Source organism: Pseudoalteromonas sp. TAP-3C (genome assembly GCF_059888565.1).
In genome coordinates, this window is record NZ_CM187618.1 from 2,287,740 (window position 1) to 2,308,622 (window position 20,883).

The window sequence follows — 20,883 nt, forward strand, 5'->3', positions numbered from 1 at the left end:
TTCACATTTTAGTTAGCAAAAAACAAGCCAAATTTAAACCCTTGTTTTTTAAAAGAAAATAAAAAAACTCCCAAAAAAGCGGAAGCGGAACTTCCATATCGGAAGGAAGTGATATGTTATTAATAATGAATAAGGTGATTATTTAAACAGTCGGTGAGATATAAAAAAAGCCGTGTTAAAGAGAAAAAAACCAGCTACAGGTAGCTGGTTTAGATTTGTTTATTGTGTGCCTAACCCTTGCCACCCTTCTTGCAGGTTGGTCATCACCACACGAGTGGAGTCAATATAGCTCAAGTCGTTTTTTATACTCGCTTGCAATAATGCTTGTCCACAATGCTGATAAAGGTTTTGCATGTTTTGCGCTACCTCACCGCCTTTTTCAAGATCTAATGAGGCCTCAAGCCCGCCTAAAATGCGCATCAACTTTTCAATACTTTCGGCTTTTTTATCATGTCTTTTTTGTTTTATATGGCCGGTTACTCTTTCAAGCTCATCTAAAAAACCATCAAATAACATTAATACCAGTTTATGAATATCGGCACTGGCTGCTTTTGCATCTACCGAGGTACTTTTATAGGCTGAAAAGCCATCATTTAAATCTAACATCTATGTTTAGCCTCCAAATTGACCCATTGTAGATTCTAACTGCGCAATAGTCTGTTGCATTTGTGTAAACTGCGACAAGTAACGTTGGTACACTTGCTCCATCGACACTTCATGATCTTTTTGTTGTCTGTTTACTATATTTAAACTGGCTTGCAGTGACTGCTTTTTATCAGTCATTAAGCCATAACTTTTAGTAAAAGGCTCTACGCGGGTTTCCAGCTTAGATAACAACCCGTTTTCACCTGTGAGCATGCTGGTTAACTGTTCAGGATTAGTCGCCATGGCTTCTTCAAGCCTTTTACTATCGATTTTTAAGTTACCACTGCGGTCAAATTCAATCCCCACAGAGTAAAGTGTTTTTCCTTCAAACGTCCCCTGGAAATCATTTCGTAGTGAGCGAGCAAGGCCTGCGGCCATACTATCTCTTTTTAAATACTGGTTGCTGGTAATGCCATTGGTGAGCGAATTAAATTTATCTACAAAACTTTGAATGTTTTCTTTAGAGCTTTCTTGATTTTGGTTAATTGATATATGAATTGGCTGTTCGCCTATTGACTGCGCCTGCGTTAAATCAATCGTTACCCCATCAATCACACTATCAAGTTTATTGCTGCTTGAGCTGATTGTAAGTGCTGAGTTAGCGCCCAGCTTAACAATCGCATCTTGCGCTAAGGTTAAATCTTGTTTGTTAGTTATAGCATTGGCGATATCGCTGCCATTAGCATCCGCACCTGGAGTAAAACTCACACCCACCTGATTAGTAGCACCCGACTCAGCACTGGTTAAGGTTAAAAAAGTTTCTGTACCAGAGCGCACAATAGAGGCTTTAACACCGCTATTATCAACATGCGAGTTGATAGCATTAGCAACATCAGTTAGTGATGCATCGGCGCCAAGGCTTGCAAAATCAACACTAAACGCACTGCCTGCTAAATCAATGCTTAACTCACCATCGGTAGTTAATGCTTTTGCTGGGTCAAAACTCAATGCCACTTGGTGTGCTTGAGCTAATTGCTCAACAAATACATCGTACTCACCGCTGGCTGCGGTGCCATTTGCTGTCACTGCTAATGCTGATGGATTGCTCACCGTAGCCGTATTAGCAAACAAACTACTGGTGTCTTTTAAGCTAGCTTGTAAGTCATCAAAAAAACTTGATAAATTACTTTTTAGGCCATCAAACGCCTTAATTTGATTACTAAATAAACTACTTTTATTACTTAATTGCTGATCTTTAGCGCTACGCTCAATTTGTGTATATTGTGAGGCTAATTGCCCAGGATTGATTCCTATTGCAGAGCTCATTTTAATCTCCAAGCATTTTAGTTATAAGCAAAAAAATCTAGGGTAAATATTTTTACTTATGACTATAAACAACAATAGCTACACCCTAAGATGTAGCTATGCATACTTAATTGATTAATCACTATTAACGAAGTAGTGAACCAATCATTTGTGTTGTGCTGTTCGCTGTGCTCAGTACCGAGATACCTGAGTTCATTAGCAACTGTTGCTTAGTCATGTTTGACGTTTCAGCAGCAAAATCAGCATCCATTAATGTACCTACGGCTGCTTGAGTGTTTTGCTTCATATTAGATACGTTGGTCATAGTGTGGTCTAAACGATTCATTGATGCACCAAGCGTTGAACGTGCAGTACCAATTTCGCCAACTAAAGTATCAACAAATGCAATTTGCGCTTGTGCTGTTGCAACGTCAGTAAATGCAGCTGCATTACCAATAGCAGCTGTTACAGCTGTTAGCTCACCAGAAATATCAACGTTAAGGGTTTCAGCTGCACTTGAACCTACTTGAAAGTTAACTGCACCTGCGCCAAATTTACCGGCAGCTTCTAAAAGTTTAGTGCCATCACCAAACGATGTGTTGTCCATGATGTTAGTAAGCTCAGCAGCAAGTGCTGTGTATTCTGCACTTTGTGCAGTCCACTCTTTTGCACCGTTGGTATCACTGGCACCTTGGGTAGCAAGCTCTTTCATACGGTAAGCAATGTTAGTCATTTCGTCAAACGCGCCTTCAGCTGTTTGCATCATAGACATTGCGTTATTACCGTTGTATAAACCAGCATCTTGACCACGTACTTGTGCGTTCAAGCGTGATGCGATTTGTAGACCCGCTGCGTCATCTTTAGCAGAGTTGATTTTAAAACCAGAACCTAAACGCTCAAGCGCTGTAGATAAATCGTTATTGCTACGACCAAGTTGGTTTTGGATTGACATTGACGCCATGTTTGATTGAATTGATAAAGCCATGTTTATTTCCTCTTTAAATGAATAGCTAAAGTAATCAGTGAACCTAAATCACCTTCTAATAACTAAGAGCGACCATATTTTTAATTACCTAAACTTTTTTCTAATTATTTTTATATTTTTTTTAAGTTGTGTATTAAAGCGGGTAAAACAGGCATTTTTGTTGGCTAAAAACAGATTAGAAAAATAGCAGAAAAACTTGCAGCAATATTAGATCGCGGCATTAAAAATTAAGTGAGTGAGTATTGCACCATATTACGAGTAATGTTTGCTTGCGACATAATCGTAGTCACACTATTTACCCCTGGGTTTTGCATTTGCTGTTTAACCCCTAAACTTAAAGCAAGCAGTTCATCGGTATTGGCTAATGTACTAGCAGAATCAAGTTGCGCTAGCTGGCTTTGTAAATGTTGCCTTTGTGCCTGAATTTTTATTAAGTTGGCCTTTAAATGACGCTGCGCAATCTGAATTTGCTCACGATGCTGTGCAATAGTGGCATTTTTATCGGCTATTTTAGCAAGTTCATTCAGTGGGTTATCTAAATCATTAAGCTGCAACGAAATCGGGTTACCCGCTGCAACACGTACACCTTGACCACTCATTACCCAAGGCTCTAAAAGTGGACCTGCGTTATTTTTTTGCGCACTGAAAAGCAGACGGTTTTCTCGATTGAGCTCAACATTAATATGGTGTGGTGCAAACGCATTTTGAATGGTGGTTAAATTGGTTTTTTCATCCTGATAAGCGGGTAATTTTAAGCTTAACGATTTGCCCGAGCGCCCCATCACTAACTGGATATTTTCTTCATGTGGGCGTGCACTTAATAGATCTATATTAACATTAAGCTGTTTGCTAATAGCGCGATTTGAGTCAGTTATTTTTAACTGACTATCAAGCCCCGAGCCTTTTTTATTTGCTGTGTTTTGTAATGACGCTATTTGTACTTTAATTTGCTGTTGTTGCATGGGCTGCGGCTGAGTATTGGCAGCGTGAGTATTTAATTGCTGCGCCAACTTTTCAAGCCCCATATACAAATTACGTATTGTGCTTTCGCTCTGCTCGGCTCTTGCCAGCGCTTGACTGAGAGCCCCGCGCTGTGCCCAATCAGTCAGTACTTTAACTTGCTCCTCTCTGGCAACAATTTTGTTTTTCCACAAATTATTAGCCGAATCTTTTGTTGATGTAACGAGCGCATCCGATTTATTGGTATTGACCAAGTCAATTGCTTGCGCTTTTTCGCTACTTTTAACCAGCATAGTTAGTTCCTGACAGTATTATAATTTTAAATGTATGAAAACAGTGAAAGTTTACTTACCGTTGAGTAAACCTGCATCGATGACTCATAAGCAGCCATTGACTCTTTCATCGAAATAAACGCTTCTGGATAATCTACAGCACTCAAATCATCCTGTAAATTAACCGTAAATGTAGTGATATCTTGATTACTGGTAGTAATAGAATCAAGCGACGCCATAGTAGAACCTATAATCGTTACTTGGCTACTAATAGTGCCTAAAAAGTCCGCCAATTTATCTATCATTACGCGAGATTGATTACCAACTCCCCCCGCTGGCGGATTATTTACATCAACCAGGTAGTCTTGCATGGCATTTATAAAACTGGCACCTGGGTCTAAATCATTACCTACAATATTGTTTTTTACACTTGAGTCGTCTGATACAGCCACTTCTCTGACAATATCATCGCCGACATAAACGTAATTACCCGACGCATCAATTTGAAACGGTTTTTCACTGGTTTTACTACCCGAAAAATAATATTTCCCATCACTGTCGGTTGCATTAAGCAAATCAACAATCGCAGGAAAGGCTACACTCATTTCTTGGCCTAATGCTTTAATCTCTGACTCACCCATAGAGCCATCGGCTGCGGTGGTAATTAAACTTTGCAATGAATATATTTGATTAACAATAGCTGAAAGCTGCACTTCTTGTTGACCTAATGAAAAGTTAACCGCATCCATATTAGTTTTGTACTGCTCTAGCGATTTAATTTCAGAACCTAAGTTCATGATCATTACAGTGCCAAGCGGATCATCTGACGGTTTAAGAATACGTTTATTAGTCGCCAATTGAATTGATTTTTCGTTAAAGTTTTCAGTATTACTTTGAATGTTTTTAATTGAATTTAAATGAAACTGATGACTACTAACTCTCATAATATTGCCCTTTAAAACATTTGCAGTAAAGATTTAAACATTTGATCTGCAGTGCTAATTACCTTTGCATTGGCACTGTACATTTGCTGAAAATGCATTAAGCTTGCCGCCTCTTCATCAAGGTTTACCCCACTGTAACTATCGCGCGCTGCAATGGCGTTTTCACTCAAATTAGTGGTGGTAGTGATACTATTTAGGTTTTGCTTACTAGTAATAGCAAGCTCACCCACTAATAACGTAAACTTATCGCCTTTTCCTGCCATTGAAGCAACGATATTCGCAATGTTTGAGTTATCCCCTGGCCCTGAGGTGCTACTGTCTTTAAAGCCAAGTTTATCAGGCGTGATCGCAGGGTTTATCTCAATCGTCCCTAATGGATTCAATGGATTGTATGTAAATAGTGCTTCACCGGAATCGTTATTTAAATCAAAGCCACTTTGTAATGCACTGTTTATATCATCAGCAAGGTCGGCAACTAGGTCGTTTAAGGTTGCAAGGGTTGGTTTAATTACGTCGTTATCAACACTGATCAAGCCACCAAATTGACCACCAACGTTTTTATCAAGGGTAAATTTTTGGCCAATAAACTGACTCGTTACCGTTGTGCCATTTACCATAATTGATGCAGCTTTATTACCCAGCACTAACGGAGCACCACTTAAGGTACTGATATCAATAAAGCCATTATCTCGCTCAACAATAGATACGCCAATATGCCCTGACAACTGGTTTACTAGGCGCTCTCGATTGTCTTTAAGTTCTGCGGTCGATTGATTATTTGCCGTTGCCAAACCAATACTGCTATTAATTTCGGCTATTTGCTTCGTCATAGATGACACATTAAGCGCTACATTACTCATTTGCGCATTTAACTTTGTTGCTTGGCCTGCCAGTGCACCATTAATTTGCGCAATATCTTGCATAAAGCCCTCAGCAGAGGATAAAAATTGCTGTCTAAATGCTTGAGAGTCTGGTTTAGTGGCCGCGGCATTGAGTGCATTTGTTAAACCGGCAATAGAATTGTTTAAATTTAATGAGTCGGTACCAATTATTTGCTCAATAAAGCCTAGGTACGACTGTTTGTTTTCATAATAACGGGTATCGGAATTAGTGCGCCAAATATCATCATTTAAAAAAGCGTTAACAACCCGCTCAACAGACGCGACCTCAACGCCCCCTAAATATACATTAGAAGTTTTAAATTGGGCTTGCTGACGAGAATAACCCTCAACAGCTGCATTCGCCACATTTTGCCCTGACACAGTCAGCGCAATATTTGCTGCATTGAGGCCGCTTAACGCGTTATTTAACATAGACATAATTAACTACCTAATCGTATTAGCATTCAATGGCTGAGCAAAAGCCGACCCTGCATAAATATCGTAACTTTGGGTTTGCTCAACTTTTTCAGCACTTTTATATTGATCACTAGCGACCAAGGTTTCAGTATTCTTAAATGTATTTTCAAGCGGGGTAATTTTTTCATCAAACTGCTTAATAATCGCTTCAGCCAAACCCAACTGATGAGTAGAAGCTAAATGCTGCGCAGTTTGAGCGTTATGCATGTCTCTAAATTGCGCTTGTTCATTACTATTAAAAAAGCCATTGTCACCCGCCATGGTTTTGGTGGTGCTGTCCATGCTTTTTAACACGAGTTGTAAAAAAATCGCTTCAAATTGCTCCGCAGCTTGCTTAATGCCGGCTTCACTGTTGCCAGCTATATTCTCTAGCTGAGTTGGGTCTATCGCTAATGACTGAGATAATAGGGGGGATGCTTCTATCTTCATGATTATTCCTTTAAATAACTAATAGCTCGGCTTCTAGTGCCCCAGCGTTATCAAGTGCAATTAATATCGACATTAGCTCGGCTGGCGTGGCGCCAAGTGCATTAACCGCTTTTACTATCTCATCTAATGAGGTGCCTTCAGGCCATAACAGCATATTTTTCTGTTGTTGGTCTACCGTAATATCACTTGATTGCGTAGCGGTAGTTTGACCATTTGCAAACGGCCCAGGTTGCGACACTTGCTCTTGTTCGCTAATGGTAATGGTTAAATTGCCATGATTAACAGCCGCTTGATTTACCCGAACAGTATTATTCATTACCACAGTACCGGTGCGACTATTAAATACGATTTTAGGACGCTCAGAGCCTTGCTCTACGGTAATGTCTTGTAGCATCGACATAAAGGTGTTGCGACTATTGGCATCGCTTGGCGCACTAACCACTAAACGCGCCCAGTTTTCAGCAGTGGCCACATCTGGTCCAAATACTTTATTTATTGCGCGCACGACATTGCGGGCAGTTTGATAATTAGGGTTTTTTAAATTAAGAATCACATCGCTTTGACTTTCATACATAGCCGTGACACTACGTTCAATAATGGCACCATTAGGAATAAGCCCCGAGGTAGGCACGTTAACAGTCACCGAGGAGCCACTTTTGCCACTGGCATTAATGCCTCCAACCACTAAGTTACCTTGTGCTAGCGCATACACTTTGCCATCAACCCCTTTTAACGGGGTTAACATTAAACTGCCACCATGTAAGCTTTTTGCATCGCCTAATGAGTTTACTGTTACGTCAATGGCTTGTCCTGGGCTTCCCATTGGTGGCAACGTAGCATGTACCGCAACAGCCGCTATATTTTTAGATTTTGGCAATCGCTCTTCATCTACAGATACACCAAATTGCTTAAGCATATTACTTAGCGATTGACCGGCAAATTTCACTTGGGCTTTATCGCCAGAACCTGGCAAACCCACTACTAAACCGTAACCTACCAGTTGGTTTTCTCGCACACCTAACACATCCACAATATCTAATAATGGACGCGCTTTCGCGGTGACAGTTGCCGATGCTAATAAGCTAAAAAAGCACACTAGCATTAATACTATATATTTCATTAAAACCTCAGTAATCCCTTAAAACGGATTTAAGAATCGGGTAAATAAAGTGGTAAACCAACCAGGGCGATTGGCATCTGCCAATGTGCCTTTGCCGGTATAGCTTATTTGTGCCTCTGCAATACGAAGCGACGAAACTCGGTTACTTACATCAATATCGCCGGGGCGAACTAGCCCTTCAATTTCAATGTATTCGTCACCTTGATTAAGCTTAATTTGCTTACGTCCTTTGATCACCAGCGACCCATTAGATAAAACATGATTAACCCGAACAGTAATAGCCCCACTGAGGAAGTTTTGCTGACTGGCGCTACTTTCTCCGTCAAACTTTGCGCTCGAGCCAATGCCTAGATTAAGTTCACCCACATTGAGTGCGCCAGCAACTGGCACCGAGACATCAAAGTCGGTGTTTTTATCTAAACTCGAATCGGCACTTTTACTCGATTGTGTGCGCTCGTTAAGCACCACAGTTAAAATATCGCCAACACGGTAAGCACGTTTATCTGCATATAAAGAAAACATATAGTTATCTTGAAATAAGCTACCATCTTGCTGATTCAAACCCTGTGCATAGGCATCTTGGCTTATTTCATAGTCTTGAACTGATTTTTGAGTGGTGTTTTGTGGGCATTTCACTTCCCCATACACTACTTCGCATTCTACCATTTGAGTTTTTGATGGGGTATTGCTACAACCAGCAACACCTAAAAGCAGCAAAAATAATGTTAACTTATTCATCATAATCATACGTTTTGGTTTATAAAGCGCAGCATTTCATCTGCCGCAGAGACTACCTTAGCGTTCATCTCGTAAGCGCGCTGTACGGCAATCATGCTTACCATTTCATCAACAACGCTCACGTTTGAGCCTTCAATAGTAAATTGTTGTAAGCCACCAAAAGCATCTTCACCGGGGATCCCCTCAACAGGTTCACCGGATGCCGCTGTTTCGCGGTACAAGTTGCCACCTAAGCTTTGTAAGCCTGCAGGATTTGCAAAATTAACCGTTAGCATTTGGCCTAACTCAACCGCTTGGGCATCTTTACCCACTACCGCAGTAACGGTGCCATCGGTGCCAATACTCACTTTAGTGGTGCCCTCTGGTAGCGCAATATTTTGCGCCAATGGTAAGCCGTTGCTATTTACCAATAATGACTCAGCGTTAAGCTGAAACTGGCCGTTACGAGTAAACAATAACTCGCCATCAGGGCTTTCAATTTGAAAGAAACCTTGCCCGGCAATGGCCACATCTAACTGGTTACTGGTTGTTTCAAAACTACCTTCGGTAAATTGCTTTTGCGTGCCGTTAATACGCACACCGGTACCCACCTGAATACCAGATGGCAGCTGATTAAGCTCATCTACCTGCGCGCCTGGCTGTTTTTGTACTTGATAAAATAAGTCTTCAAATACTGCTCTGTCTTTTTTAAAACCGGCGGTACTGACGTTTGCAAGATTATTAGATATTGTTGTCATTCTTAAATCTTGCGCTGCAAGACCGGTTTTACTCACCCATAATGCTGAATTCATGTTTGGCTTCCTGTTTATCCACGTCCACTGATGAGCTTATTGCCGCTGGTCGCTAGTTCGTCAGCAGACTTCATCATTTTTACATTCATCTCAAATTGGCGACTGATATTCATGGTGTTGATCATTTCCGCCACCGCATTCACGTTAGAGCCTTCTAAAGCACCGGTTCTTACTGTGATTGTTTCGTCGGCTTCGAGCGGCTGCAAATCGTTAGCTCTAAGTAACCCATCAGCACCTTTGATTAAGTTTGCATCGGTACTGGCTAATTTAATTTGCGCATCTTCTGCAATCACACCACCGCCAATAGGGGTTAGGTTGATCATGCCATTTGAGCCAATTTCAATATCACCAAATTCGGGGAGTTGAATATCGCCGCCATCACCTTGAACTCGTCGGCCATTAACAGTAACAAAGCCATCGGCATCAACCACTAAATTACCCGCACGGGTATAAGCAGGCTCACCGTTGTCATCCATTACTTCTAAATAACCACCGTTGCTCAGTGCAATATCAAGATTACGGCCTGTGTCCATAATTGGCCCTGACGATAAATCGGTGGTTACTGGCGTTAGTTGCGCGTGATAACGAGTACGAAAGCCCTCGCCTTGCACCATCATTGATTGCGCTTGCTCTAAGTCTGCTTTAAAACCTACGGTGCTAACATTTGCTAAATTATTGGCAGCAACCCGCAAGGCGGTATTATTGAGTTCAGCACCTGAGACGGCGGTATAAATTAACTTTTCCACGCTCAGCTTCCTTAGGTGTTACTGAATAAAATTTGCATCATTTCATCAGCGCTGCTGATGGTTTTAGCATTGGCTTGATAATTTTGTTGAAATGACATTAAGCCAACCAGCTGCTCACTAATATCAACATTTGAGCCCATAAATGACCCCGACAGTAATTTACCCAGTGAGCCACTTTCTGGCTCGCCGTATAAGGCATCCCCCGAGTCTTCGGTTTGATACCACACGGTATTACTGCCTTGCTCTAAACCATCAACGTTAGCAAACGAGGCAAGTACAACCTGACCTTGTAATTTAGATTCACCATTCGTAAATGTTGCAAATACACGGCCATCATCTTCAACAGAAACCCCAGAGAAAGAACCTGATGTATAACCATTGGCATCGTTTTCATACATTGCGAAACTACTACCAAACTGTGTGGTTTTAACCATATCAAGCTTTACATTCATTGGCGCACCGCCACCACTTGCACCGAATGAAAGTGTGATTTCACGTAAGTTAAATGGATCGGTAGTATTATTATCCAAATCTGGGTCATTTGGTGGGTTAATTGGATCAAAAGGAGGTATGTTAATTGGGCCTAAAGGGCTCATTTGACCCTTTGAGTCAAAACCAACAGTCACCGTTCCTGCTGCGGCAGTATTACCATCTTTGTCTTTAACGTTTTGATTACCCACTACTCCGCCCGCAGCACCAATTTGAGCACTCGTTAATGGATCACCATCAACGAAGTACATGACTTGCCATTCATTTTCGGCTGTTTTGTTAAAGTACTGGGTCATCACATGGCTGTTACCGAGCGAGTCAAACACTTCAGTAGATTGAGAAAAGTTATATTGGCTGCCATCTTTTGGGTCAAAAGGGTCTGTTGCAGAATAAGGAATTAAATCACTGGCTGAACTTAAGTTACCATTAAAAGCGATTTCATCCGTTGCCTCTGCTGCAATATTACTCCCTTCTATTTTTAAATCTGTCAGTATGCCTGGTACAATCGTTGGGTCACCACCTTCAACTTCAGACACACCAAAACCTTGCAGTTTGCCGCCGTTAGCATTAACAATATTTAAGTCGTTATCTAACTGAAACTGGCCTGCTTGGGTGTAAGCCGTTCGGCCGTTTTCTGATATGGCAAAAAAACCTTGGCCATCTATGGCAATATCCAGCGCATTACCAGTACGCACAATTTCACCACCGGTGACAAAGTCTTCTTTTATGTTGGCAACTTTTACGCCACCACGCTGGCTACCGTTATAGACCGCCGCAAATTCAGCAGTGTTATTTTTATAACCAGCAGTTGCCGAGTTAGCAATATTATTACTGGTTACTTCTAATCCTGTTTGCGTACTTTTAAGACCACTTAGTCCAATATTGAACATAGACATATTTTTTATTCCTCTTATTTATGCCACTTGATTAATTTCAGTGATACCAAAATTACCCAAACCATCGACTTGTAATAAAATATCTTCTAACGCTTTACCAACAGACACACGTTCAACTTCACCGCTTAACCAGGTATCAAGCTGCTTTGGTATCTCTGCAGTTGTGGCATAGGCTCTGACTGCATACGCACCGGCTTCTTGATTTTCAAACTCAAAACGCAGCGAACCAACCCCTGAATAAGGCAGTTGTTTTTCTTCTACAAGCTCACCTTTTTGGTTATAAAGTTGCACAGTAACTGAGTCTGCGGCCTCTTTTAAATTAACTAAGCCAGAGACACTGCCATCTTGCTCAAGGGCAATACTGCTTGCTTGCACATCAACCGTTTGGCCTACCATATTGGTGGCTTCAAGCACCGCTAAGCTGCTAACATAATCCAAGCCATCTGCGGTGTTTTGGCGAATACTTTGTAATGACTCAACATTAGAAAACTCCGCAAGTTGGCTCACATACTGAGTGCCATCCATAGGTTGTAAAGGGTTTTGATTACTAATTTGTGCAACCAATAACTCCAAAAACATGGTCGACATTTCATCTGCCGAACTGTTTCCAGCAATATTAGTGGTATTTTTTGCGGCGTCTGCAGCACTTGGAACGGCTGAATTTACTTGCATAATATTATTGCCCTAACTTAAGAATACTTTGCTGCATGCTATTCACACGCCCCATAACTTCTACAGATGTTTGATAGCTGCGACTTGCAGACATCATATCGGCCATTTCTTCCAGTGCGTTTACGTTAGAGTAAAATACATAGCCGTCGTTATTAGCAATTGGGTTGTTTGGCTCATAACGCTGCTCTACCGCACGGTTTGACTCAGTGATCCCTAACACGTCAACTGAAGCAGAAATGGATTGCCTGTCTTGAGTTTGTTTATACAAAGCAGAAAATACCGGTTTAAGTGCCTTGTAAGCCTCGGCTTCTGAACCGGCCGCAGTATCGGCATTGGCTAAATTAGATGCAATGGTATCGAGGCGAATAACTTGGGCGCGCATGGCACTGCCACTGGCGTCATAAATTGAATTAAAAGACATTATGATTTCCCTGAAATAACTTTATGTAAGCCATTTATTTTCATATTTAAAAAGGTCAGACTAGTTTGAAAGTCCATACTGTTGCTAGCAAACTTGGCTTGTTCAATATTTAACTCAACGGTATTACCATCGCTTGATGGCTGATAGGGAACGCGATATTTAAGTTCATCTGTTTGTACGCCAGCAAAGTCAACATTTCTGTTTTGCGAAAAACTGGATGAAACACTTTGCATGATTTGACGGTAATCTACATCTCGAGATTTAAACCCTGGCGTATCAACATTGGCCAAATTACTGGCAATAATTTCTGCTCTATCTAACCTTAATTTCATTGAAAAAGGGTGAACACCTAACGCTTTATCAAATAGTTCCATTGTTGCCTCTAATTTTTGTTTCTTGTATGCTTTCGCACTTCGCATACACTTTCTATCTTGTATATAACAACCTTTATGCCAACTTTTAAAAGCGATTTTTTTCAATGAGATACATTAAAAAAGAGCAAAAAACAGCCCAGCATACGGAAGCTAACCTTCCCCGAAGGAAGCGCTGGATTTTCCGCTTAATTTTGGCTTTTGGATTACTACATGTTCAAGTAATGGCCGAAACGATTAATTTTGATAAAGAAATTAGGCAGTTTTTACACGCTGAAATAAATAGCTATTTGCGCTCTATTAATTCGCAAAGCCAGCGGCAAAACATAGCGCTATTTATTCCTAAAGGCAGCGAAAACCTAGGTTGTAATGATCTACAAATAGCCCGCTCACAAAATCACACGCCACCAGCTGGCAGAGTGAGCATTTCGGTTTCTTGCCCATCACCTGCTTGGCGTTTTAGGGCCAGTGCTAAAGTAAGTGTGTGGACAGAGTTAGTGGTTGCAAAACACACCTTAAACCGAGGGAAAGTGCTTAATCAGCAGGACTTAGAATACAAAAGTGTTGATTTGAGCAAGTATCGCCACGCAGGCGAAACTCATATTGATCAGCTACTTGGACTTACCGTAAAGCGCAAAATTGATAAAGGCACGGTGATATCCAATCGATACCTAGAAAAGCAGTATCTAATCAATAAAAATGAGCATATTTCACTGCAAATAAACACCGCGACTTTCTCTGCCAATGTTAAAGCCATCGCCCTTGAAGATGGACAACGTGGTGAGATTATTAATGTAAAAAACCTATCATCAAAAAAAGTAGTTCAAGGTAGAGTAATTGCGCAAGGTGTGGCAGAGGCCGCGTTTTAAAAAATGTCAAAATAAAAGTTAAGTAATGATTGTGCTTGGTCGCTGATATAAACTAAGCACTATAAATTCGATCGACGAATTAGGTAATAAACAATGAACATAAACGCGATAACAACCACTGCGGTTGAGCAAAGCCAAAAAACAAATCAGCGCTCTTCGCAAAATATTGCACCCGAGCAACAGGTAATAGCAGCAAAACAAGAGCAAGTAAATTCAGTGAGCGCACTGAGTAAATCAATAGATTTAACATTTCAAGATTTAGCGTCGCAACCTGATGTTGATATGAATAAAATAGCCATGATGAAAGCGGCTATTGCCAGTGGTGAATTTAAAATTGATATTGATAAAACCGTTAACGCGATGGTTGAATTTCATAAAAAATGAAAACAGTAAAAGAATATATTGTTAGTCTGCAACAAGACATTATCAAGCTCGATGCACTAATTGAGTTACTTGAGACACAGTACGAACTGCTGAGCCAGCGTAATGTGCAGCTAGAAACACACAATAAAAAAATGCTCGGCTTTTTAGAAAGCTTAAATGAATCGCATAACCAGCGTGATGGCTTTTTGGTGAGCGTAGGCTTGCAAGGTGGCAAACCAGGCTTAGCACAATTAACCGCGCTACTGCCTGCAGACATAAACACGCTCACCACAAAGTTATTGCACCAACTTGAGCTAAAAACTAAAACCTGCAAAATAATGAATGAACGCTCAGGGCAACTACTTTCGAGTCAACGCCGATTGTTACAGCGTCTAACTGGCGGTGAAAACAAACAAGCTTACCCCGAAATGCCTTTATAAATACGTTACATAAAGGCATTTTTTTCGTTTAATCCCTCTATATTTTTACTTTGCACCCTGCTATTACCTTTTAAAACCCTCCTTTAAGTGAAGTACAATCGTTCTTGCTAAAGCTTAACATTATTACGCTTTGTGCAACTTTATTACGCCTTATGCAAACTTTCAGCGAATTGTATTTATATTAAACAAAAAACGATCACCTCCTTACTTATTAGACTAAAGAATGATTGCTGTTAAAACGGCTGGTCTTATGACCTTTTTTTATTTTTTATAGCAGTACCTCAATGAAAAACAAAGCAGTAACCCACTGAATTTAAACACCTTTTTAATTTAAAAAACCAATTACAACACATTCCTTTGTTATTTTCATAAACACTTACAAAGTATTAAACTGAGTCATGCACGACCTTTTGCCTAATTACAATGTGTTGCCAGCTGTTTTACTCTGCCTATTCAACATTCATTTGCTTTATAAAAGCTGTATTTTTATTTTGAGTTAGCAACTAAGTTTCAGGAGAAGTCATGACCACCAAGCCACTAGATGATAATTCATCAGATGCTACACAAGGAGCACAAACTCAAACCGTGCCCGATAGCTATAAAAATCGTCATAAGCCCAGCTCTGAGTTTGAAAGCCGCGATGCTTACCTTGAGCACGAACTACAAATTATGCAACCAAAACGCTGGCGTCCAAATTTACCGTTTAGAGATTATCGCTTTGAGTTTGAAGATACTATTCCAGCCATGGCGGCTACCATAGGAAAAGTAGTCATGGTAGCCGCCATTGCTGCGACTTTTGCAGGCCCATTGGGACTAAGCGATGACTTTATACTTGAAAACGTGCGTTATGAATTGCTAATTGTTTCTGTGTTTATCTTATTGTTTTCAGGTTTTATTTTACCTACCGCTAATTTAGCAGGGACTCACGGCCCACTTATTCCTCTAATTCCGATTGTGGTTGCTGCAGGCGGACATCCTATGGCTTTTGGCTTACTTATAGGCGCTTTTGGTTTAATTTTAGCGTTTAGTAAGGGCGGCAGTATGCTTGCGCGACTTACCAGTAAAGGGGTGTGCGGTGGCTTACTGCTCTATTTAGGTTTTATAGGCACTATGTCGCAGGTTAAAAAACTGTTTGCATGGGCTGAAGAAATTCAAATGACCCACATCGCTTTTATTGTTATTTTAGCCACTATTTTACTGTACGCCTTGCTTGAACATTACAAAAAACGCTGGTTAGCCGTACCACTGAGCTGTTTAATTGGCGGTTTTACTGCTTTTGCTCTGGGCGCACCGTTTGAGTTTAATACCGCACCGGGCCTACCAAACATGAACCCGATGTACTGGTGGGGTGAAAACACCGGTTGGATGCTAGGCTTACCAACCGCAGAAAGCTTTGTGGTTGTTCTACCTTTTGCTGTATTAGCGGTTGCTATGTGGTCACCTGACTTTTTGGGTCATCAAGTATTTCAAAAAATTAGTTACCCTGAGCGTACTGAAAAAGTACAAATGAATATTGACGACACTATGCTCAGTGCATCAACACGACAAACCTTTGGATCGTTACTAGGCGGTGCTAATTTCACCTCTTCTTGGGGAACCTATATTGTGCCTGCCGCTATTGCCAAGCGCCCTATTCCTGCAGGCGCTATTTTAACTGCGTTATTTTGTATTATTGCGGGTGTTTGGGGTTACCCCATGGACCTTGCAATTTGGCAACCCGTATTGTGTGTAGCTTTAATTGTAGGGGTATTTATTCCGCTACTAGAAGCGGGCATGGAAATGACTCGTGAAGGTAAAACGACGCAATCCGCCGCCATTGTGGTGTTTGCTTCAAGCTTAGTAAACCCCGCATTTGGTTGGTCATTAACTATGCTACTCGATAATCTAGGGCTAATTGGCTGTAAAGAGAGAAGCGCAGAGCTTTCGCGAATGAGCCGCTGGATCATCCCACTTATTATGTTTGTGTTATTAACCGGTGTAATGGCACTAGTAGGCATGCTACCTGGTATCCCCGCGCTTATATCAAGCTTTAGACATTAACTTCTTTATTAAACAGCAAAGCGAGCTTTAATAGCTCGCTTTTTATAACATGATTGGCTAATAAAACTCCTAAACCGCCTTTGTAATAATTACAAGTCACTTTGCATATTTTTTAGATAATTCACCAGTAACTAAAACTCTCTCGCCCATCATTAAACTTAACTAACTGATATAGTGTTAAAATTAAAAATTGCACTTACTGGTACAGGCTTTGCAGATTAATAGATGAACGTTAAAAACCATTTTATTAGTAACGGTTTTTAAAATGGATAAATCATCACTCTCAATAAGGATTAAATTATGAATAGCGATATTCTCGAAGGAAACTGGAAAGAACTTAAAGGTAAAGCGCAACAAAAATGGGGCGAACTAACCGACGGAGATTTAGACAAAATAGAAGGTAACCGTACCGAGCTTGTTGGTAAAATTCAGCAAAAGTACGGTAAATCAAAAGAAGAAGCCGAGCGCGAAGTAAATGACTTTGAAAACGGTCATTAATAGCGTGTATTTACAGCTTTATTTACTAATAAAAACCGCTTTTTAGCGGTTTTTTGTTGGGTTAAAAAATAACACCCTTTACGTAATCATAATCTACCTTATTACAGAGCAACCCCATATCTGCAATTTAATTTGATAAATCCTGACAATTTCCTAAACTCAAATTTATGTAAGTAAACTATCTTTTAAATTGTTTTACATAATTTATCAGAATAAAACCTCAAAGGTCGTAAATATGAAAGCCATAACTATACCCGCGCTATTAGTCGGCGTAAGTTTATCATTTAACGTAATGGCTAAAACTGTCAGTATTCGAGCTGATAGCTGGTACCCAATGAATGGAGAACCTGGCTCTGAAAAAGAGGGCTTTATGATTGATTTTGCCCGCGAGGTTTTTTCTGAAGCCGGATATAAAGTTGATTATAAAATTATGCCTTGGGAACGCGCTATTGTATCCACCCGAGAAGGAAACGCTGATTGCGTTGTAGGCGCTTACACTGATGATGCGCCTGACTTTAGTTTTCCAACAGAGCAATGGGGACAAGACATAACAGGCTATTTTGTCCTGAATTCATCGTCTTGGAGCTTTAATGGCTTAGATTCCCTGTTAACAGAAAAAGTAGGCGTGATTGAAGGCTATGCGTATGGTGAAGATTTAGATAAATTAATCGCATCAAGAAAAGATGTGTTCAAATCAATCCCGGGAAACGATGCACTAGAAAAAAACTTTAAAAAGTTAGCCGCAAATAGAATAGCTATTGTCATAGAATCTGTATCCGTAGGCAAAGCCAAAATTAAGGATATGCAGTTAGAAAACAAGGTAAAGCTTGGCGGTCAAAACCCCTCTTCTGATCCAATTTATATAGCCTGTTCACCGAATGCCAAAGGTAAAGCACTGACACAAATAGTAGATGAAGGCACAAAAGCAATGAGAGAATCAGGTAAGCTATCTCAAATAATGGAAAAGTACGGTTTAAGCGATTGGAAATAAAAAATGTGCACATAATCAGCTCGCGAATCGTCATCAATAATACCTTGGCATAACTGCGAATGCATAATATATCACCTTGATGCTGCAGCGTTTCAACTTCCGCAAAACCAACTCCCATCATGAAACTTTGGCGCTATGCAGCCTACCCATCGCATATTTAACACCGTGGTTTAGCGCTTTATAATAGCTGGCTGCCAACTCCCAACTCATGCCACTGAGCATGCCGATTGTTCTCATAGCCAGTATCCACTTTCGATTGCAGTTTACGTTTCACCGCAAGATAAAATAACTGGCCTTCACTAAAGCTCAGTTAACCTTATTAAATGAAATAACAACCTTTTCCGATAACAACAGTTGATCACCTTTGTACACATTAAGCCAACCGGGTGGTGAGGTATCACTGCCAATTACCGTAACTTGTAATACGTAGCTGTAACGGCCGTTTTTAAATGTGTAGCTATGATTACCGCCACTGCCGTCAAATTCGATTTCACCTTTTAATAACACTATATCTGGCTTATCGCTGGTTTTTTTATTAATACTCCACGATACATAGCGGAAATTTCCATCACCTAAGTCATCAACTCGAATACGGTATTTAGATGTTTGCCAATCTAAAATTGGTTTTTGAAAAGTTTTAATACTTGGGTGCAGTGCTTGTTTATCTACTGCTATTAAACTTTTAGCCAGTAACTGCTCTTTCGCTGTTTGATGATTTATAGCAATGATCTTCCCATCCGTATCTACCCAAACGACACCGTTATTTAGCATTATGCCGCGCCAACCCATTTTGTCCCAATCAGTATCTATATTTGAACTAGCAATCTGAGCAATGAGCTGCCGATCAAACACTTGCTCGAAACGTTCGACTAACTCAGCTTTATTATTAATAGCAGGCACTGGAAATGCACGTTTTAATGGATAGCGAACTAGCGAAGCAACCGCCGCTTTATCATCAGCTTTGAACGCAGAAATAATAGGTAAAATATTCTGATGATACTGCTGCTCAAGCGCAAATGTGTTTGATGCGAAAACGAGGGATAAGCACAGTATAATGTAGTTTATAAATTTCATTTTTAATCCTTTATTGCAATGTAATAGCATCCCTTACAACCTTAATTTCTCTCTTAATCCTGCTGGAGACACATACCTAATAGCTTTATTTTTTTTGCTCTTTGTAGCGATTAAAAGGTCATAATCAACTAATCCATTTAAATAAGCCCTCGCAGTGTTTTCGTTTATATCAAATTCAACCGAAACTTGTTTTACTGTAAATATCCTACCAGGCTGCTTTACGGCCTCTTTGAGCAGCTCCAACTGACCACGCTTAAAGTTTTTTGATAGTGGACTTTTTTCAATCCATTCCATAAATTGATAAAATTCACTTTTCTTAGACTCTATATGAGTGTTCAATGAATTAACTGCTTTCATAACAACATCAACTTGATTATAAATAAAGTAGGTTAAATCAAATTCATCCGTTTCTGTATAAATATATGCAGCATCATAATCGCTTCTCTTTTCTTGGATCAATTTACTAATTGATACATATTCAAAGAGCCAATAACCTGAACGAAGCATATACCAATAAAAAATAGCTCTTGCAGTTCTGCCATTCCCATCTCCAAATGGATGGATATAACCAATCATAAAATGCAAAATAATAGCTTTAACTAATGGGTGAATGAATGTGTCGCTATTTTTTCCATCATGTTTTTCATTTGCAAACTCGCATAAAGAAAGCAATCTTTCTTTTAATGAAGAGTAACATGGTGGCACATGCGCAAGTTCATTATAAAGGTTTGAAACAGCAATTGTATTATCTTCTCGTAAAGCTCCAGGCGTGGCATCATTATCAATAGCTTTGTAAGTAGCAATTGCAGGGAGTTCGAGGATTAAGTCAATAGAGAGCTCCTCATCTTTTCTTTCTAATGCTTTTTTCATTAAGAGGTAGTTGTTGAAAATCATTTTTTCTGATTTATCAATTGGCAACCTTTTAGTTTCAAGCATTTCTTTAGCTATTTTCCTTGTTGTGGATGCCCCCTCAAGTTGAGAAGAAGTTATAGCCTCTTCCATCATTAAACTTTTTACTAAATACCTATCTTTTTCTTTTGTAGTAATAAATGAACCATCTCCAATTGCATGCCCGCCACCTGATAACTTATCAATCTGATGAAGTAATGCATGCAGTGAATCTGGGATACAATAACTAAATTTTTTTCCTTGCTCTGCTACTAACTCAATTGTTTTTGATATCGTTTTTCTTGCTAATTTAGTAGCAACCCAAGATCCTTGCTCCAAAGTACCTTTTGGTACGCGCCAGATAAACTTATCCCAATGGAGGTATTTTCCTTTCGCATCTGTGGGGCCAAACTGACCTAAGAGAGGGATGTATTCCTCATGGGATGTAGTAGATAACAACTCATTTAAGGGTTTTGGAACTCTAAACCTTGCCATAACAACACCTAAACTTAATTTTTATATAATAAGTTTACATGCTATAAAAAATCATCAACGTAAAAATTGAAATTTACGTTTTAGTTAAATTAAAACAAAAATTGACCTACACCGAGTAGGGTGAGGCTTTTGCCTCATCCCTC

23 protein-coding genes are annotated in these 20,883 nt (G+C 40.0%); 6 read left to right on the forward strand and 17 right to left on the reverse strand.

Going from position 1 to position 20,883, the window contains the following annotated elements:
• Positions 1-219 precede the first annotated feature (219 nt).
• The 15 genes from fliS to flgB form a co-directional block, all read right to left on the reverse strand.
• Positions 220-606, reverse strand: a complete 387-nt coding sequence (gene fliS, locus AC6H44_RS10785) for a flagellar export chaperone FliS (protein ID WP_500735432.1) — start codon at positions 604-606, stop codon at positions 220-222.
• A gap of 6 nt (positions 607-612) precedes the next feature.
• Positions 613-1,911 carry a flagellar filament capping protein FliD gene (gene fliD, locus AC6H44_RS10790; protein ID WP_500735433.1) on the reverse strand — a complete coding sequence of 433 codons (1,299 nt, stop codon included), beginning with the start codon at positions 1,909-1,911 and terminating at the stop codon, positions 613-615.
• A gap of 124 nt (positions 1,912-2,035) precedes the next feature.
• Positions 2,036-2,875, reverse strand: a complete 840-nt coding sequence (locus AC6H44_RS10795; protein ID WP_500735434.1) for a flagellin N-terminal helical domain-containing protein — start codon at positions 2,873-2,875, stop codon at positions 2,036-2,038.
• A gap of 227 nt (positions 2,876-3,102) precedes the next feature.
• A complete protein-coding gene (locus AC6H44_RS10800; RefSeq protein WP_500735435.1) occupies positions 3,103-4,128 on the reverse strand; it encodes a flagellin in 1,026 nt (341 codons plus the stop codon).
• 26 nt (positions 4,129-4,154) lie between these two features.
• Positions 4,155-5,051 (reverse strand): flagellar hook-associated protein FlgL, encoded by an 897-nt coding sequence (flgL, locus tag AC6H44_RS10805; RefSeq protein WP_500735436.1) that lies wholly within the window; start codon positions 5,049-5,051, stop codon positions 4,155-4,157.
• Between the two features lie 11 nt (positions 5,052-5,062).
• On the reverse strand, positions 5,063-6,370 hold the full coding sequence (flgK, locus tag AC6H44_RS10810) for a flagellar hook-associated protein FlgK (RefSeq protein WP_500735437.1): 1,308 nt from the start codon (positions 6,368-6,370) through the stop codon (positions 5,063-5,065).
• 6 nt (positions 6,371-6,376) lie between these two features.
• On the reverse strand, positions 6,377-6,838 hold the full coding sequence (locus AC6H44_RS10815; protein ID WP_500735438.1) for a rod-binding protein: 462 nt from the start codon (positions 6,836-6,838) through the stop codon (positions 6,377-6,379).
• A 10-nt stretch (positions 6,839-6,848) separates the two neighbouring features.
• Positions 6,849-7,958 (reverse strand): flagellar basal body P-ring protein FlgI, encoded by a 1,110-nt coding sequence (locus AC6H44_RS10820; RefSeq protein WP_500735439.1) that lies wholly within the window; start codon positions 7,956-7,958, stop codon positions 6,849-6,851.
• Positions 7,959-7,976: 18 nt separating this feature from the next.
• A complete protein-coding gene (locus AC6H44_RS10825) occupies positions 7,977-8,699 on the reverse strand; it encodes a flagellar basal body L-ring protein FlgH (protein ID WP_500735440.1) in 723 nt (240 codons plus the stop codon).
• A gap of 2 nt (positions 8,700-8,701) precedes the next feature.
• Complete coding sequence (gene flgG / locus AC6H44_RS10830; protein ID WP_500735441.1) at positions 8,702-9,487, reverse strand: flagellar basal-body rod protein FlgG; 786 nt, start codon at positions 9,485-9,487, stop codon at positions 8,702-8,704.
• Positions 9,488-9,501: 14 nt separating this feature from the next.
• Complete coding sequence (locus AC6H44_RS10835) at positions 9,502-10,233, reverse strand: flagellar basal body rod protein FlgF (protein WP_500735442.1); 732 nt, start codon at positions 10,231-10,233, stop codon at positions 9,502-9,504.
• 11 nt (positions 10,234-10,244) lie between these two features.
• Entirely contained in the window at positions 10,245-11,618 is a 1,374-nt protein-coding gene (locus AC6H44_RS10840; protein ID WP_500735443.1) for a flagellar hook protein FlgE, read from the reverse strand.
• An 18-nt stretch (positions 11,619-11,636) separates the two neighbouring features.
• Complete coding sequence (locus tag AC6H44_RS10845; protein WP_500735444.1) at positions 11,637-12,290, reverse strand: flagellar hook assembly protein FlgD; 654 nt, start codon at positions 12,288-12,290, stop codon at positions 11,637-11,639.
• A gap of 4 nt (positions 12,291-12,294) precedes the next feature.
• Positions 12,295-12,711: a flagellar basal body rod protein FlgC gene (gene flgC / locus AC6H44_RS10850; protein WP_500735445.1), complete on the reverse strand. Its 417-nt coding sequence runs from the start codon at positions 12,709-12,711 to the stop codon at positions 12,295-12,297.
• The gene (gene flgB / locus AC6H44_RS10855) at positions 12,711-13,130 is read right to left on the reverse strand and encodes a flagellar basal body rod protein FlgB (protein WP_500735446.1); all 420 of its coding nucleotides are present in this window, start codon (positions 13,128-13,130) and stop codon (positions 12,711-12,713) included. The genes flgC and flgB overlap by 1 nt, the downstream gene beginning before the upstream one ends.
• 59 nt (positions 13,131-13,189) lie before the next feature.
• Between flgB and flgA the strand changes: the two genes are divergently transcribed.
• From flgA to AC6H44_RS10885, 6 genes are all read left to right on the forward strand, one after another.
• A complete protein-coding gene (gene flgA / locus AC6H44_RS10860; protein WP_500735447.1) occupies positions 13,190-13,951 on the forward strand; it encodes a flagellar basal body P-ring formation chaperone FlgA in 762 nt (253 codons plus the stop codon).
• A gap of 93 nt (positions 13,952-14,044) precedes the next feature.
• On the forward strand, positions 14,045-14,335 hold the full coding sequence (flgM, locus tag AC6H44_RS10865) for a flagellar biosynthesis anti-sigma factor FlgM (RefSeq protein WP_500735448.1): 291 nt from the start codon (positions 14,045-14,047) through the stop codon (positions 14,333-14,335).
• Positions 14,332-14,754 carry a flagellar export chaperone FlgN gene (flgN, locus tag AC6H44_RS10870; protein ID WP_500735449.1) on the forward strand — a complete coding sequence of 141 codons (423 nt, stop codon included), beginning with the start codon at positions 14,332-14,334 and terminating at the stop codon, positions 14,752-14,754. The genes flgM and flgN overlap by 4 nt, the downstream gene beginning before the upstream one ends.
• A 522-nt stretch (positions 14,755-15,276) precedes the next feature.
• The gene (locus AC6H44_RS10875; protein WP_500735450.1) at positions 15,277-16,794 is read left to right on the forward strand and encodes a DUF3360 family protein; all 1,518 of its coding nucleotides are present in this window, start codon (positions 15,277-15,279) and stop codon (positions 16,792-16,794) included.
• 300 nt (positions 16,795-17,094) lie between these two features.
• On the forward strand, positions 17,095-17,292 hold the full coding sequence (locus AC6H44_RS10880; RefSeq protein WP_500735451.1) for a CsbD family protein: 198 nt from the start codon (positions 17,095-17,097) through the stop codon (positions 17,290-17,292).
• Positions 17,293-17,527: 235 nt separating this feature from the next.
• Positions 17,528-18,283 carry a substrate-binding periplasmic protein gene (locus tag AC6H44_RS10885; protein ID WP_500735452.1) on the forward strand — a complete coding sequence of 252 codons (756 nt, stop codon included), beginning with the start codon at positions 17,528-17,530 and terminating at the stop codon, positions 18,281-18,283.
• A 306-nt stretch (positions 18,284-18,589) separates the two neighbouring features.
• Here the strand turns inward: AC6H44_RS10885 and AC6H44_RS10890 are convergent, their stop codons facing one another.
• Both AC6H44_RS10890 and AC6H44_RS10895 read right to left on the reverse strand, forming a co-directional pair.
• The gene (locus AC6H44_RS10890) at positions 18,590-19,357 is read right to left on the reverse strand and encodes a hypothetical protein (RefSeq protein ID WP_500735453.1); all 768 of its coding nucleotides are present in this window, start codon (positions 19,355-19,357) and stop codon (positions 18,590-18,592) included.
• Positions 19,358-19,390: 33 nt separating this feature from the next.
• Entirely contained in the window at positions 19,391-20,740 is a 1,350-nt protein-coding gene (locus tag AC6H44_RS10895) for a Fic family protein (RefSeq protein WP_500735454.1), read from the reverse strand.
• Between the last annotated feature and the right edge of the window lie 143 nt (positions 20,741-20,883).